The sequence below is a fragment of the Terriglobales bacterium genome (assembly GCA_035567895.1).
Taxonomy (GTDB): Bacteria; Acidobacteriota; Terriglobia; order Terriglobales; family Acidobacteriaceae; genus Gp1-AA112.
Genome location: DATMPC010000001.1, coordinates 19,424 through 33,131, shown reverse-complemented (window position 1 = coordinate 33,131; position 13,708 = coordinate 19,424). Strand labels below are relative to the sequence as shown.

Below are 13,708 nucleotides of genomic sequence, written 5' to 3'. Positions count from 1 at the left end.
TGCGTCTCTACCATGAAGGCACTAAGCGACGGCTTCGATTTTGACGCCGTTGATTTTCACATCCTGAGCAGGCTTGTCTTGCGAGTTGCGCTTGACCTTCGTGATTGCGTCAACAATATCCTGACCTTCCACTACCTCACCGAAGATCGTGTGATTGCCTGTGAGCCACGGTGTGGCGGCAACCGTGATGAAAAACTGACTGCCATTTGTATTGGGACCAGAGTTAGCCATAGCGAGCTTGCCCGGCTTGTCGAACTTGTGGGGAGAGCCTTTGGTTTCGTCGGCAAATTTGTAGCCTGGTCCACCCATGCCCGTTCCGCTTGGGTCACCGCCCTGGACCATGAAGTCGGGAATCACGCGGTGAAAAATGGTTCCGTTATACAGCGGGCCAGGACCCTTCTTGCCGCTGATGTTGTCGCTCCAGTCGCGCTTTCCCTGCGCTAAATCAGTGAAATTCTTAACCGTGTTCGGCGCCTCTTTTTCGAAGAGCCGGCAGACGATCTTCCCCACCGTGGTATCAAAGGTGGCGTAAGTTCCAGATTGACGGGCCATGCATGTCCTTTCTGCTGTGAGAAGTGCAAACGAGTAGTCTAAAACATCGAAAGCGATTTCTACCCATTCAACTCACAAACTTCAATGCAACTCCCGCCGGAATTGACGCAAGGAATCGATGAGCTCACGCGGGGCATTGCACCAGCCGAATTAGCACGTGCCTCCGCGGAACTTACCGCCGGATATCGGGGCGCGCGCAAGGGCAGGCCACAGCTCGACAGGCTGCATCAAGCGGCCTATTTGATTAGCCGCTTGCCCGCAACTTACGCGGTGGTCGCGTGCGTGTTGCGGGAAGTGCGCCGAAGAATCCCCGGATTGCGGATCGAAAGCATGCTCGATTTGGGCGCCGGACCTGGAACAGCAATGTGGGCTGCTGCTGAGCTTTTCATGGAGCTCTCTCGAATCGTTCTGGTCGAGGACATGACTGAGTGGATCGCAATAGGGAAGCAGCTCTCCAAGAATTCAAAGCTGGAGTCGATTCGAAGCGCAGAGTGGCGACAGGGAAGTGTTATGCAGTCGCTTTCCTCAAACGCTTTCGATCTGGTGACGATCTCGTACGTCCTCAATGAGCTTCCTTCGAACGATGTGCCTGCCCTTGCGCGTGCCGGTTGGCAGCGGGCTGGCAAGTTATTTCTCATCATTGAGCCTGGTACTCCGGCGGGATTCGAGCGTATCCGTGAAGCTCGTCAAGAACTGATTGCAGCTGGCGCCCATGTTGTTGCGCCTTGTCCGCATGGAAATGAGTGTCCGATGAGAGATGGAAACTGGTGCCGCTTCGCGGAGCGGCTCGAACGAAGCTCCGAGCATCGGCATGCGAAGTTAGCGACGCTCGGTTATGAAGATGAGAAGTATTCCTACGTCGCTGTAGCCAGGGAGCCGATCTCACTTCCATCCGCTCGAATACTGCGTCACCCGCGCAAGCACTCTGGCCATGTGGAACTGGAACTGTGCACCGTCGAGGGCCTGAAACGGGAAACCGTTTCGAAGAAGCAAGGCGCAAAGTACAAGGATGCTAGGAAAGCCGGATGGGGCGACGCGCTCTAATTGCGTACCGTTAACTTAGCTTTCGTCGGCCGACGGCCCATAGGTTGCCGGAACAGGAATGTCATTCAAGCGCAGGTACACTCCGAGCTGTGCGCGATGATGGATCATATGACTCATCACGAAGCTTCGAAGCACAGCTGCGCGCGGGAGCGTGAAGATCGGACGACCATTCGAAATCAAACTCCATCCCGCACTGAGATGTTCGTCGCTTGCGGCTGCAATGGCAGCCCGCGCGGCTTTCACGTTGCGATCAAAGGCTTCCAGCGCTTTCTCGCGTGTGGCAATCGGTGAGCCGCGCAAAGGTTTTCCTTCGGGCGCTATGTCAAGTTTGTCGAGATCGATGCCATGGTTCGTCCAGGTTGGGATATTGGCGAGATGTCCGGCAAGCCATCCCATGGTGCTCGATTTGGGATGCGGACGCCAGTCCCACTTTTCGTTGGGCACCCGTTCCAACGTACGGCGCGTGGTGCCCATTTCCTGATCGAATTCCGGAAGTAGTTGCTGAGCAATGGTCATAGACTCACCACTTTCGTTATCGCTGCTTCGGTGCTGGCTGTTTGGGAGCAGGAGTTTTGCTGGTTGCGGTGCTCTTTTTCCCAGTTGTTGGTTTCTTTGCAGCTGCTGCTGGCTTCGGTAGTCCGGTGAACTCGATGTTGTTAATCTTCACCGGATCATAGGGCCGGTTATCGCGGGGATCAGCAGCTTTGCGAGCAATGTGTTTGACGAGTTCCACGCTCTCGGGAGTGCACTGGCCAAAGATTGTGTGCCTTCCATCGAGGTGAGGCGTGGGCACTTCAGTGATGAAGAACTGCGAGCCGTTCGTTGCCGGTCCAGAGTTCGCCATGGCCAGTCGTCCTGGAACGTCGAACTTGAGATCCGGTGAGAATTCGTCTTCGAAGCTATAGCCCGGTCCACCCTGGCCGTTGGCCAACGGATCGCCGCCTTGAATCATGAAGTTCGGAATTACGCGATGAAAGATCGTTCCGTTATAGAGCGGGACACCCTTCTGCAGCTTGCGTGTATCAGGATTCGTCCATTCTTTGGTTCCGTTGGCAAGTCCGATGAAGTTCGCGACGGTCTTTGGCGCCTGTTTGGGGAATAGCTCACAAGTAAGGTCGCCGGCTGTGGTGTGAAAGATCGCTTTAGGATTTTCGGCCGGAGTCGCCTGTGGAGCTGTCGATTGGGTTGTCGAAGCGGTTCGATGCGCGGTGCTTGCCTTGTGAGTGGTAGTGCTGGTTTGGGCGACCGCAAAGGAGAATGCGATGCAAACAAGAACGCTAAGAAAAGTTCTCATTGTCTCTCTCAAAAGGTCTCGACGTGAATTTTACTTCGATGAACTCATCTGGCGCGCGAGAGAAGGTCTCTCCGCAGCATTCAACTTGCGACTTAACTGTTCCACTTCCCTGAATACTCGCAATAGATTGCCACCCAGAATCTTGCGAATTTGCTCAGCCGTGTATCCACGTTTTAACAGAGCATCTGTGATCTTGGGAAGATCGGCGGCGGAGTCAAGGCCTTCCGGCATCGACGGAGTTCCGTCAAAATCCGAGCCGAGACCCGTATGGTCTACACCAGCAACCCGGGCGACGTGATCGATGTGATTGATGATCGCCTCAAACGGAGGACGCGGAATCTTCGCTGCCCACTGCTTTGCGACCTTATCCGTCTCGCGATACCGTGTGACCGGATCGGCGTCTTTATATTGCTGTGCCACGGCATCAATGGCCGCGGTACGCTCCTTTGCCTGCGCTTCGTAAGCTTGACGCCAGTTTTCATCGACGAATGCAGAGTAGTAGTTCACCATCACAACCCCGCCGCGACGCCCAATTTCGCGCAGCATGTTATCCGTCATGTTACGTGGATGATTCGTAAGAGTCCGCGAAGACGAATGCGAGGCGATCACCGGAGCGCGGCTCGCCAGCAGAGTGTCATAGAAGGTCTTATCGGAGACATGGGAAACATCGACGATCATGCCCAACCGATTCATCTCGTAGACAACGTCTTTGCCGAATTCAGTAAGCCCGTTGTGGTGCTGTACGTTTGTGTCATTGATGTCGCCGGAGGAATCCGCCCACTCGTTTGTGTTTGACCATGTGAGGGTCATGTAACGCACGCCGAGGCGATAGTAGTCACGCAGCAGATGAAGATCGTTCTCGATCGAATGCCCGCCTTCAATACCTAGGAGCGCCGCAAGCTTGTGCTCGCGGTGCGCACGTTCAATGTCTGCGGTTGAGAAAGCCATCGTCATTTTGTCGGGATGCTTCGCAGCCTGCCGATACACAGAATCAATCAACGCCAGCGTCCGATGAGCGTACTGGCCCTTGAATTCTTTGGGCTCAACCCAGATCGAGAAGAATTCCGCTCCCAGGTTACCCGCTTTGGCTTTGGCAAAATCGAGATTGCCTTGGTCTCCGACTGGCGGATTAGCCATGTCAAAGTTGTCGTCGAGGAGGCGCTGCGTGGTGTCGGCGTGAGTGTCTATTACAAGCGAGGAGCTGTGAATCTGCTTTGCCGTGAGCGATTTCACCGGCTTTCTTGCCGGTTTGGTCTGCGCCATAAGTGAAGGAATGGTCAGGAAGCTTACCACCGCGCACAGCACGATCCGTGGCAGCATCGTCGAGAATTTGTCCTTGATAGAAAGTTAAAGGCCGCCTGAACGCGGCCTTTTGGGAATTCTACATGATGGCAGTATCAGCCAATTATTCAGGACCAAGCGGAAGAATCGGGGCTACCGGCGGAGCTTCAACTGGCTCCGTAGCCTTGGTCTGAATTGCTACTGGATACGGGTAGCGCTGCGAAACCATCACGTGGAAGCACGCCTGGCGACGCTCCTCTTCAGGCTCGATGATGTCCTGCTCTTTCATGCGCGCTAGATAATCAGCAATCCACTTGTGCTGCTTGCGGCTCAGCCAACGCTTGCCGATGTCCACGGTGGTTCCGGCAAGATGCGATGAAGCAACTTCGCCCTCCGCCGGTGCAGCATTGTGATTCGTACGCGTCAAGCGGCGCTGCTGCGCGGCGGTCCGGACCGCCGATGTAACCGTGAGCGGCTTGCCGAACTGGTTATAAAACTCCTGCGCCATGTCGTCGATAAACTGCACTGTCCAGGGACGCGCGTAGCGGCGATTCTCTTTAAGCGACGGATTGATTCTTAGATGATCGCTGGCCGGGATTGGTATGAGTACGCCTCGAGCTTCAAGCTGCTCGAGCGCAGCGTCATCTTCGATGCGCACCAATCCTGCCTGATCGATCTCCGAGTTCTGCTTGAGCAGCGAGTCGCGGGATCCGCGCAGCTCAGGCGCAACCGGAGGTCCGTAAAAACGCAGGCGGCGAAGATGAGGACGGCGATGGTGGCGGCGCGAAGAAGTCACACGCCGGTTCGTATGCCGGCTCGACAGGCTGTGAACGTCAGCCTGGGCCGACAGCGTGACACTTAACAACACGAATAGTAGAGAAATGCGACGCATGTGCCCCTGGGCCCTTTTAACTGCGTGGGTCCCCTACAGCATCTCCGAAGCCTTACTTAAGATGCAACCAGATATTAGCTGGGTTCTCCCTTTGGTAACAAGAAGATAGTGGGTAAGGTATTACGACTTTCGTGCTAGGAGGAAGTACCGGTATTCGCGGGTTGGAAACCGGCGAAATCAGGAAGAATCGGACGTTTGTGCTATCCTGCCCACCCCTCGAGGGCTGAACGGTGGCCTTTTCCTTATTTAATGCGGTGCTGTTAGACGCAACCGTCGTGATTTGTTGCGTCGCATGTTTAGCGGCATTCGCCAGGCTGTCTGTCACGCACCCAGCTACCGTCTACTTCGCCTTCCATTGTGGATTCATCAGTGTTCGTGCCTTGGCGATCCTGAATGGAGCGACAACGCTATTCTCGTGGAAAGGTTCGATTCCTGTTTCGGAAGTGGAGATTTCGAGAGCCATGATGTTAGCGGACCTGGCTCTCATAGCGATGACGTGCGCCTGGATTTTGGCCAGTCATAGAGCAGCGACACTAGCTCTGACGAAGCGGCTAGAGCGCCCGCGAGCGTTACAGCCGGAAATTCTCAAGCTGGTCGCAGCAATCTGCATCCCGGCCGGGTGCGTCGCGATGCTGTTATGGAGCAGGTTTCCGGGAGTTCCTGCGCAACCTATCGAACCCGCTTTGGTGTACTCAAATTGGGCAATCATTGCTCAAACCTGGGCTGGATTGAGTTTGCTTGCCTTGATTTACTGGTATGGGTTCAAGCCAAGCCTGGTGATCTCGCTATCGGCGTACATGGGCTGGGTCATCTATCAGGGGAATTTTCGCTTTCGCCTACTGATACCACTCATTCTTCTCATGCAAATCTATGTTGACCGCCGAGGGCGCCGTTGGCCCAGCGCCGCGGGAATCGCAGGTCTGCTAGTTTCTGCTCTGCTGTTCTTTCCCTTAAAGGGAATAGGCCAGCGGCTGCAGGCGAGCCAGCCAATAGGAGACGTCTGGGAGAGTGCGCAATCTGAAATCGCGAAGGTCTTTCACGGCGATCATCCAGATGAGATGATCCTGGACCAGTTTGCCAGCGCACTTACCCTCGCTGATGCACATGGCCATCTTTATTGGGGTAGAACGTACGAGGGTCTGCTCACCGTCGTTGTGCCTCGCCAGTGGTGGCCGGAGAAACCTGGTTTGACCCGATATGAGCATGAAATTTCAACCAAAGAACGACCTATGGCGGACGACGGAATGGTGGTCACGATGCTGGGAGAGTTCTATCTCAACTTTTCCTATCCCGGCATTGTGATCATGTCTTTCGCGTGGGCCTACCTGATGGGTGTCTGGTTCGAGGCTGTGTATCGCGCGGGCTATTTCTCGCTCATACATTTTTCCTACTTGCTGGTTGCGTCCAATTTGATTCAAGTCTTCCGCGATGGATTGATCTCGCTGTTTGTCTTTACCATCATCAACATGCTTCCGCTCGCAGTCATCGTCGCACTGCATTTCTTTTCAAGACGAACGAGCGGAGTCCTGTACACGCAGCCGATTCTAAAAACGCCTCGCGTGCGCAAACGAGTTGTGCCTGAGCCAATCGCATCACAGGAGTCTTCGTCTTCCTAGTTTTCCGAATGCTGCAATCGAGAAGATCTGAGTGCATATCCTCTTAATTCATCAGGCATTTTGCGGACCTCAGGATCCAGGTGGGACCAGGCACTATGAGCTCGCGCGCAGGCTCGCTCGTATGGGCCATCGATTCACGATCGTAACCAGCCAGTACAGCTATCTCACGGGAAAGGAGAAGTCGGCATTTCCGAATCACTACCAAATTGAGGTGCGTTTCGCTGGGGCGATTGGAGGATGGCATCGCAGCTATTTTCAACGCGTTGTCGCTTTTCTTAGCTTCATGATCACCGCGGTGATCACGGGCTTGCGAGTTGAGACCCCGGACGTAGTGATCGGGACTTCGCCGCCGCTATTTCAGGCGATCTCGGCATGGCTAATCGCCACTCTGAGACGCCGTCCATTCATTCTGGAAATTCGCGATCTGTGGCCCGAGTTCGCCGTAAGTCTAGGTCTGCTCCGAGGTCGTGTCCTCATATGGTTTGCGCGGAGGCTCGAATCCTTCCTTTACGCTCGAGCGAAAGAAATCATCGTCAACTCGCCGTCGTATCGCGAGTATTTGCTGGAGCAGGGAATTCCTGAATCGAAGATTTCGGTCATTCCCAATGGTGTCGACACTTCGATGTACTGCCCAGAGCTGAATGGCGACGCTTTCCGCCGCGATCACGGGATGCATGACAAGTTTGTAGTGATGTACGCAGGAGCCCTCGGCTTTGCGAACGATATCGGTTGTTTGCTGAGGGCAGCGGCTCGCATGCACCATCGGGCCGATATTGTGTTTGCGATTGTCGGAGACGGAAAAGAGCTTCCGCGGCTGCGGAGTGAGGCCGATTCTCTTCGGCTGAATAATGTCTCCTTCGTTGCAGCTCAATCGAAAGAGAACATGCCGAACGTCTTGGCGGCGGCTGATGTGTGCGTCGCGACCTTGAAGGATGCCCGGATGCTGAAGACCACATATCCCAATAAGGTTTTCGACTATATGGCCGCTGGCCGACCAACAGTGCTGGCAATTGATGGAGCGATTCGCGAAGTCATCGAGAAATCTCAAGGCGGGATATTCGTCCCGCCGGGGGATGATGCTGCGCTGGCTGAAGCGATCCTTGTTCTATATGAGTCTGCTGAACTCCGCAAAGAAATGGGTCAAAGTGCAAGGTCGTTCGTGGCCTCACACTTTGATCGCGAAATCCAGGCCGAACAGATAGCAGAGATCCTCCACCGCCAGAGTTCCCGCGATCTAGCTCCGATTAAGGACGCAGACGTTGCCGTGCCTCGTCTGTAGAGAAAACGAGAGCCGTTGCAAGGACGACAAAATGTCATCGGGATGGTATTGCCGACCGAAGTATGTGATGTTATGCAGTTCCATAATGATTTGGGCGCAGTTTTTGATAGCTGCAGAATCGTCCGTGATGATGGCTGCCTCTGACCCTTCAATGTCACAAACTAGCGCGTACTGGCGAAGTGCGAATTGCGTCACCAAGTGTTCCAGCGTTACGGCCGGAATCAGAGGGTGTTCGCACGGGCAGCGGTCTTCCGCAATTCGCCCGTCGATAACTGTTGTCCCACGTACGAATCGAACACGACCCGCAACATGAGCCATGGCGGCGTTCACGACGGTTACTCCAGCCGTCAATCCATTCAGATTGAGGTTGTTCTTAATCATTGCGGCTGCTTCTGGATTGGCGTCGATACAGTAAAGGTGGCGGCCGGAATCGATGTGGCGTCGAATATGGCATGAGAGCACTCCGATACCGGCGCCGACTTCAATTACGTCAAGATCGCGTCGCAGGTGTCGCTGAACTGCTCGGATTTCAGCACTCTCATAAGTTCGGAGCAGAAGCCGCGCTTTTGTTTGATGCTCTAGCCCTTGCGTGTGAAATCTGAAGCCGCGAGAAGGTATTTCGTCATTGAAGAATCTGCCAGCGGCTGCCCCTATAAAGGGTCGCTCCGATATTCGCGCGATCAGGTTCTTAGTGGATTGGGTGAGAGTCAAGCCGCGCTTTCTTCAATAACGCGATGATTCTCTCACGTAGGCATCGGTCGCACGGGTGCCGTCAAGCCTATTTGACTACTCCCTACGATGCTACAACTGCATCGCTAAGCGCTTATTAGATGTTCGCGAATCGCAAAGACCATTAAGTCGGAGTTGGTCCTTAACCCGAACTCTTCCATAATTCGGTATTTATGAAAAGCGATGGTTCGCGGTGTGATGTGCAGAATGTCCGCCGCTTCCTTCATGCTTTTTCCCTCCGCCAGAAGTTGGAGGACTTCGCGCTGACGTGAAGTAAGCTTGGCGGAGTGTTCGGGCCGTGGATCTCGAACAAAGCGGTCAAGTAGTTGTTGCGCGACTTTGGGTGTGACGTAGCTGTTGCCCTTCAGCACCTCGCGGATGGCCTTGATTAATTCGGAGCCGGCGGATTTCTTGAGGAGATAGCCCGACGCCCAATGACGCATAGCGTCGGCAGCAACCTCCGGGTCTTCGTTCATTGTGATGACGATAAACTTGGTTCCCGGTAAACGCGACTTCAGTTGCTGGCCTGCCTCAAGCCCGTTCAATAGCGGCATCCCGATATCTACGAGAATTACGTCTGGCTTCAGCTTCGGAGCCATCGTCAGAAGGGCGTGGCCATCTCCCACTGCGCCGACTACTTCGAAGTGCGGCTCCAGAATTTTTTGGAAGCCTTCGACCACCAGATTGTGGTCATCCGAGATTAGTATTCGCGGCCGTCCCATCACACAAGCTCCGATTCTCGCAAGAGCTGCCCCGGTGCGCATCCTCGCTCGCTGGTATGGGAAAGCCCTAAGAGGTGTTCAGAGTAGTCTCTCCTCATTGCTGCAAAAGCTGGCAAAAAATACAGTCGTACCAAAGATTGTCACCTGACGGGGAAATGTCCGGACTTTTTGGCCCCAAGCATACCGCATGTCGCCACAGGCCGCTTCGCTTTTTCCAAACCGGTCCAGGACCAAGAATTAACCGTTACCGGGAGATTACCGACTTGGTCTATTTGGCTGAACTCTGCGCCGAAGCTGCGGGCCTTGTCAGAAGCGGTGGCAATCCGGCTGCAAGATTCAGGTCAACCAGCAAATCAAGGCGGTGCTCCAATTGAAAGAACTTCGCCACCGTAGTTGCCGGCAGTTGCTTGTTGAACTCGTTGAAGTACTTCTTTTTCAGGTCGGTGCGCTTGGAGTCGAAGGCAAAGGATTTCTCTGCGAGATCTTTCGCGTCGGCATCTGTAATGTTGTTGAACTTATCGGCGTACGTCTTGATGATCTGCACCCGGTCATCGTTTAGCTTTGAGAGATCAGAGTCGTAGCGCCGATAGATCGGCCAGAATGCAGCGGAATCCTTGTCGCTGAATTGCATGGCTTGGGTAATGATCGTTACTTTGTCCGCCCGGAAATCGGCACGAAGCGACTCTATGGCTGAGTTAATGTCGTTTGACTGCGAAGAGTCTGCCTGCGCAAAACATGTCATGCAGGCTGCCAAGATGGTACCGAGCAACATCATGGATTGAAATCGTCTCAGGCTTTGCCTCATTTGGAATGCCTCCCTTGAGTTTGTCGAATCTGGGTCTACTCCGGCGAATCTGAGCTTGAAGGTTTCAGTGTTACTGGAGCTGTGAGCTGAAAGCTCAATGCAGACTCTGCGGGCAACGAAATATCGCGGTTGCCAGTGAATGCTGCTCCCACGGTTCCAGCGCCTGCGCCAACGAGAGCTCCGATCGCAGCGCCTTTGCCTCCACCGGCTAGTCCCCCAATCAGGGCACCTCCACCTGCGCCTCCGCCGATCATCGCAGCGCTGCGCTTGCCTTTGCCTTTCGAAGTTTGTGAAACCGGTGTCGCCTGGATCGTGTAGCTCGTTCCGCCCACACGGAGACTTGTCAGCGCGAGGCCGAGAGTAGCTCCACCTTTGAATTTGCCAGCGGCATGAGCCTGAGTGATTTGGCCGTGAGTACTCGCGCCGGCCGGAACTACTGTCTTCCCACCGATGGTAACCGGATCGGCCACGGACGCATCAAACCGGTCTCCCTCATGACTCGTCTTTGATCCAACAGTTTGCTGTAGCCGAACCGTGATCACAGTTCCAGCTGGAATCACTACCGGTTTGGGTTTTGGCTTAGGCGGAGGCGGAGCTTCCGCGACGGCCGGAGGCGGAGCCTCGGGGGTGGTGGCGCTCGATGCAGGAGTTCCTGTGGAAGGTCGCGACGCCTGACTTGCATTGTCTGCTGGCGCCTGAGACGGTTGGGCTGAGTTGTCTGCCGACGGAGCTGTGGCGTCCTGGCTCGGCTTCTTAGTGCACGCGCCAAGCACTAGTCCGGCAGCGACGATCAACGTGATTAGGTAACGCGTCCCGTTCATAGATTTGCCTCGCGCAAGAATAGGGACGTCTTGCTGAGTTTGCGAACTGGCAAACTTAACAGTGTCGGGCTTCAAGAGATACAGGTGATTCTCATCTGACAGTGGGGGGCTGTTTGAAACTCCAGTTGTCCCAGATTAAGAATGGATGAAAGCTACGAACGGCAAAAAGAACATGACTTCAACTTCCCGTCATCGCGTAGTTATCGCGGATGATCATCCAGGCGCTTTGCATGCTGTGATGGCTCTATTGGGCGCGAAGGAATTCCAGGTGGTTGCCGCTGTGGCAGACGGTGATCTCGCGTTGGACGCCGTTGAACGATTTCATCCCGATTTGGTAATCCTCGACGTCTGTATGCCACATATGGGCGGTATTCGTGCTGCGCGAGAGCTCCATACCCAAGGCTTCACTGGCTCCATCATTTTTCTCAGCGTGCAAGAAGATGACGATTACCTCTCCGCAGCATTCGCCGCGGGAGCACGCGGCTACGTCTTGAAGTCGCGAATGCGAACCGATCTGCTGCGCGCGATTGGCGACGCCCTGGCAGGCAAGACCTTCGTTTCTACTCCCACCTCTCAAAATTGAAATTCTTCAGCCGCTTCTGGTACTTGTAACAGTTTCAGCGATTTCAAACATTGAGAAAATAACGCTGCGCTGGTTCGGGAAATGGAGGCAATCGTGAGAATCCCGGAGACATTGAGCGAGGCCGTTAGTCAGGCGAACGAGGAGATGCAAGCCACGCTTGCCGCGTTAAAGATGGTTCCCGACTTTATGCGCCTGGGAAATTTTCCCGACCACTGCTCCGGTCCCGTCTGCTGGTGTCGTCCGCGAATCGTTATCGGAGTCCAGGGATTCGTTGTATTTCACAAAGACCTCGCCAATGGCGAGTTTGATGGCTGATCACCTCCACGACAAAATCCGTTAATCCCTTCTTCTTTATTGCTGGCGAGCAACGACGCTGTGATGTGTCAAACGCTAAGATGAACTTTTCTTTGGCGGTTGCTGTAGTTGTCTACTTCGCGAATCACAGATACTGAAGAAGGTCTTCATATAGCTCTTGAGCGAATAAGCCTTCCTCTTGTTACTCATTCCGAGTCGCCACATTCGAGCCCTCGGGAAGGACTCGTCGGCAGAGTCTTCCACTTCCTGAGGAAACTCTCAGAGATGCCAGCAATTCCACAGGGCATGATCGCTCGATTCACAAAGGACAGAATGGACTCCACATCAGGTTTGTTTCGGCCCGGGCACAAGGCTCCTACTTCGGGAGTTTATGAGGTTCACCATGTTAGTCATACGACCTCGCACCGGGTGACTATTCTTTATGACGATGTTTTTCCCCACTGCGGAGTTTGTGGGGATAAGGTGAGATTCGAACCAATCCAATCAGCGCTGTACGTATTCGCCCACCCAATGTTCAACCCCGGACTCTAGCTTGGCGGCCCACCACTGCACGTATGTCAATGAAGCTCCGAGTCTTGGCTAGACTGCTCAGGGGACGGTCTTTCCAGACTCTTGCCTGAGACTTGCCTTTTGGGTTGCTGGGCTCCGCCCGTTGCGTCGAGTCCTAGTTCGGAACTGTAAGGAAGCAGAACACGACTGACCATCTCGGCCAGAGTCTCAACGTCTGGATGGTCCGGAATCGGGAAATTTACCGCCACACTACCTCTTAGAGACGTTGAGTATGCATAAAGATGTTTGCGGTTTGTGCTGTGTGAATTAGCAGCATGCCTACAGTTACTGGCACATCTGACAGTCGTTAATCGGTCAGAGTGCCAGTAACCTGCTTTCACCAGCGCTCTGGCGGTTTGGTGACGCGTGACTTCGGCTACTGCCATTGGAATTCCGAGTGACATGGCATGGACTACCGCTCGTTTATTCGAAGGTTTGCAACAAAGTGTCAAGACTGCACTGATGGCGGATGCCCGCCGAATGGAAGTCTCTTCCAACGTGCAACTCTGCGCCGAAGGTGACACTGCCGCGCAACTGTTCCTGATTCTCACTGGCCAGGCAAAATATTGCCGACTGACGCGCGATGGGAGGCAAATCATTCTCTACTGGCTTGGACCCGGGGACACATTTGGGTTGGGGACTCTCTCTGCCGATCCAATGCCATATGTCGGCAGCGCATACTCCGTTTCGGATTGCCAGATAGTTTCATGGGCTCACGCGAACATCCGGCGGTTCGCACTTGCGCACCCGCAACTTGCCTGCAATGCAGTCAGCATCGTCTTGCATTATCTGAGCGCAGGAGTAGAACGACACTCGGGAATCCTCGGTAGCTCGGCTAAAGATCGCGTTGCGAAAACGCTCATCAACTTGGCCAAGCGGAACGTCAATCCGGACGGTATAGATCTGCACATCACGAATGAAGAGCTTGCATCCCTCGCCGACGTCAGTCCCTTCACTGTGAGCAGAGTCCTTAATGAGTGGAGCCGTCATGGGGCGGTGACAAAGCAACGCAAGGCATTGCACATCCATGCCCCTGAAGCGCTCGTAAATCACGATCGCTAAACCCAGTTTCGTTCTGTCATTTTTGTCAGTAGTGAGCAGTCGGCAATCGGACGCACACTCCGACAAGGGTCAGGGAGGGCTTTGCAAGAGAACTTCTTGTCTTCTTAATCTCTCTGCTTTCCCTATTTCCGTTCCCCACAACTCGAACAAAAATTCAGGAGCGA

At 54.3% G+C, this 13,708-nt stretch carries 15 protein-coding genes; 6 read left to right on the top strand and 9 right to left on the bottom strand.

Annotated elements, in window-relative coordinates; genetic code table 11:
* Positions 1 to 21: 21 nt before the first annotated feature.
* Entirely contained in the window at positions 22 to 552 is a 531-nt protein-coding gene (locus VNX88_00135) for a peptidylprolyl isomerase (GenBank protein HWY67033.1), read from the bottom strand.
* Between the two features lie 84 nt (positions 553 to 636).
* Here VNX88_00135 and VNX88_00130 point away from each other — a divergent pair, with 84 nt between their 5' ends.
* Entirely contained in the window at positions 637 to 1,596 is a 960-nt protein-coding gene (locus VNX88_00130; protein ID HWY67032.1) for a small ribosomal subunit Rsm22 family protein, read from the top strand.
* A 15-nt stretch (positions 1,597 to 1,611) separates the two neighbouring features.
* On the opposite strand, the gene VNX88_00125 is transcribed toward VNX88_00130, so the two are convergent.
* The 4 genes from VNX88_00125 to VNX88_00110 form a co-directional block, all read right to left on the bottom strand.
* A complete protein-coding gene (locus VNX88_00125; GenBank protein HWY67031.1) occupies positions 1,612 to 2,112 on the bottom strand; it encodes a DinB family protein in 501 nt (166 codons plus the stop codon).
* 16 nt (positions 2,113 to 2,128) lie between these two features.
* Complete coding sequence (locus VNX88_00120) at positions 2,129 to 2,890, bottom strand: peptidylprolyl isomerase (GenBank protein HWY67030.1); 762 nt, start codon at positions 2,888 to 2,890, stop codon at positions 2,129 to 2,131.
* 30 nt (positions 2,891 to 2,920) lie between these two features.
* Positions 2,921 to 4,210: a dipeptidase gene (locus tag VNX88_00115; GenBank protein ID HWY67029.1), complete on the bottom strand. Its 1,290-nt coding sequence runs from the start codon at positions 4,208 to 4,210 to the stop codon at positions 2,921 to 2,923.
* Between the two features lie 85 nt (positions 4,211 to 4,295).
* On the bottom strand, positions 4,296 to 5,063 hold the full coding sequence (locus VNX88_00110) for a DUF5715 family protein (GenBank protein HWY67028.1): 768 nt from the start codon (positions 5,061 to 5,063) through the stop codon (positions 4,296 to 4,298).
* Positions 5,064 to 5,293: 230 nt separating this feature from the next.
* Here VNX88_00110 and VNX88_00105 point away from each other — a divergent pair, with 230 nt between their 5' ends.
* Both VNX88_00105 and VNX88_00100 read left to right on the top strand, forming a co-directional pair.
* On the top strand, positions 5,294 to 6,679 hold the full coding sequence (locus VNX88_00105) for an O-antigen polymerase (protein HWY67027.1): 1,386 nt from the start codon (positions 5,294 to 5,296) through the stop codon (positions 6,677 to 6,679).
* Between the two features lie 31 nt (positions 6,680 to 6,710).
* Complete coding sequence (locus VNX88_00100; GenBank protein ID HWY67026.1) at positions 6,711 to 7,958, top strand: glycosyltransferase family 4 protein; 1,248 nt, start codon at positions 6,711 to 6,713, stop codon at positions 7,956 to 7,958.
* Here VNX88_00100 and VNX88_00095 read toward each other — a convergent pair.
* The 4 genes from VNX88_00095 to VNX88_00080 all read right to left on the bottom strand — a co-directional run bounded on the left by VNX88_00095 (position 7,914) and on the right by VNX88_00080 (position 11,035).
* Positions 7,914 to 8,669 carry an FkbM family methyltransferase gene (locus tag VNX88_00095; GenBank protein ID HWY67025.1) on the bottom strand — a complete coding sequence of 252 codons (756 nt, stop codon included), beginning with the start codon at positions 8,667 to 8,669 and terminating at the stop codon, positions 7,914 to 7,916. The genes VNX88_00100 and VNX88_00095 overlap by 45 nt on opposite strands.
* Positions 8,670 to 8,773: 104 nt before the next feature.
* On the bottom strand, positions 8,774 to 9,409 hold the full coding sequence (locus VNX88_00090) for a response regulator transcription factor (GenBank protein ID HWY67024.1): 636 nt from the start codon (positions 9,407 to 9,409) through the stop codon (positions 8,774 to 8,776).
* A 268-nt stretch (positions 9,410 to 9,677) separates the two neighbouring features.
* Positions 9,678 to 10,214 (bottom strand): hypothetical protein, encoded by a 537-nt coding sequence (locus tag VNX88_00085; protein ID HWY67023.1) that lies wholly within the window; start codon positions 10,212 to 10,214, stop codon positions 9,678 to 9,680.
* 35 nt (positions 10,215 to 10,249) lie between these two features.
* On the bottom strand, positions 10,250 to 11,035 hold the full coding sequence (locus tag VNX88_00080; protein HWY67022.1) for a hypothetical protein: 786 nt from the start codon (positions 11,033 to 11,035) through the stop codon (positions 10,250 to 10,252).
* A 145-nt stretch (positions 11,036 to 11,180) separates the two neighbouring features.
* On the opposite strand from VNX88_00080, the gene VNX88_00075 reads away from it, so the two are divergent.
* The 3 genes from VNX88_00075 (at position 11,181) to VNX88_00065 (ending at position 13,544) form a co-directional block, all read left to right on the top strand.
* Positions 11,181 to 11,618, top strand: coding sequence for a response regulator transcription factor (locus VNX88_00075; GenBank protein HWY67021.1), 438 nt, complete (start codon positions 11,181 to 11,183; stop codon positions 11,616 to 11,618).
* 93 nt (positions 11,619 to 11,711) lie between these two features.
* On the top strand, positions 11,712 to 11,933 hold the full coding sequence (locus VNX88_00070; protein HWY67020.1) for a hypothetical protein: 222 nt from the start codon (positions 11,712 to 11,714) through the stop codon (positions 11,931 to 11,933).
* Positions 11,934 to 12,884: 951 nt separating this feature from the next.
* A complete protein-coding gene (locus tag VNX88_00065) occupies positions 12,885 to 13,544 on the top strand; it encodes a Crp/Fnr family transcriptional regulator (GenBank protein ID HWY67019.1) in 660 nt (219 codons plus the stop codon).
* The last annotated feature ends 164 nt before the right edge of the window (positions 13,545 to 13,708 follow it).

Bases quoted from the DNA above. Each gene is read 5' to 3' on its own strand.
- VNX88_00075 (HWY67021.1), top strand. From the start codon at position 11,181: ATGAAAGCTACGAACGGCAAAAAGAACATGACTTCAACTTCCCGTCAT.
- VNX88_00135 (HWY67033.1), bottom strand. From the start codon at position 552: ATGGCCCGTCAATCTGGAACTTACGCCACCTTTGATACCACGGTGGGG.
- VNX88_00115 (HWY67029.1), bottom strand. From the start codon at position 4,210: ATGCTGCCACGGATCGTGCTGTGCGCGGTGGTAAGCTTCCTGACCATT.
- VNX88_00120 (HWY67030.1), bottom strand. From the start codon at position 2,890: ATGAGAACTTTTCTTAGCGTTCTTGTTTGCATCGCATTCTCCTTTGCG.
- VNX88_00065 (HWY67019.1), top strand. From the start codon at position 12,885: ATGGCATGGACTACCGCTCGTTTATTCGAAGGTTTGCAACAAAGTGTC.
- VNX88_00130 (HWY67032.1), top strand. From the start codon at position 637: ATGCAACTCCCGCCGGAATTGACGCAAGGAATCGATGAGCTCACGCGG.
- VNX88_00110 (HWY67028.1), bottom strand. From the start codon at position 5,063: ATGCGTCGCATTTCTCTACTATTCGTGTTGTTAAGTGTCACGCTGTCG.
- VNX88_00085 (HWY67023.1), bottom strand. From the start codon at position 10,214: ATGAGGCAAAGCCTGAGACGATTTCAATCCATGATGTTGCTCGGTACC.
- VNX88_00080 (HWY67022.1), bottom strand. From the start codon at position 11,035: ATGAACGGGACGCGTTACCTAATCACGTTGATCGTCGCTGCCGGACTA.
- VNX88_00125 (HWY67031.1), bottom strand. From the start codon at position 2,112: ATGACCATTGCTCAGCAACTACTTCCGGAATTCGATCAGGAAATGGGC.
- VNX88_00090 (HWY67024.1), bottom strand. From the start codon at position 9,409: ATGGGACGGCCGCGAATACTAATCTCGGATGACCACAATCTGGTGGTC.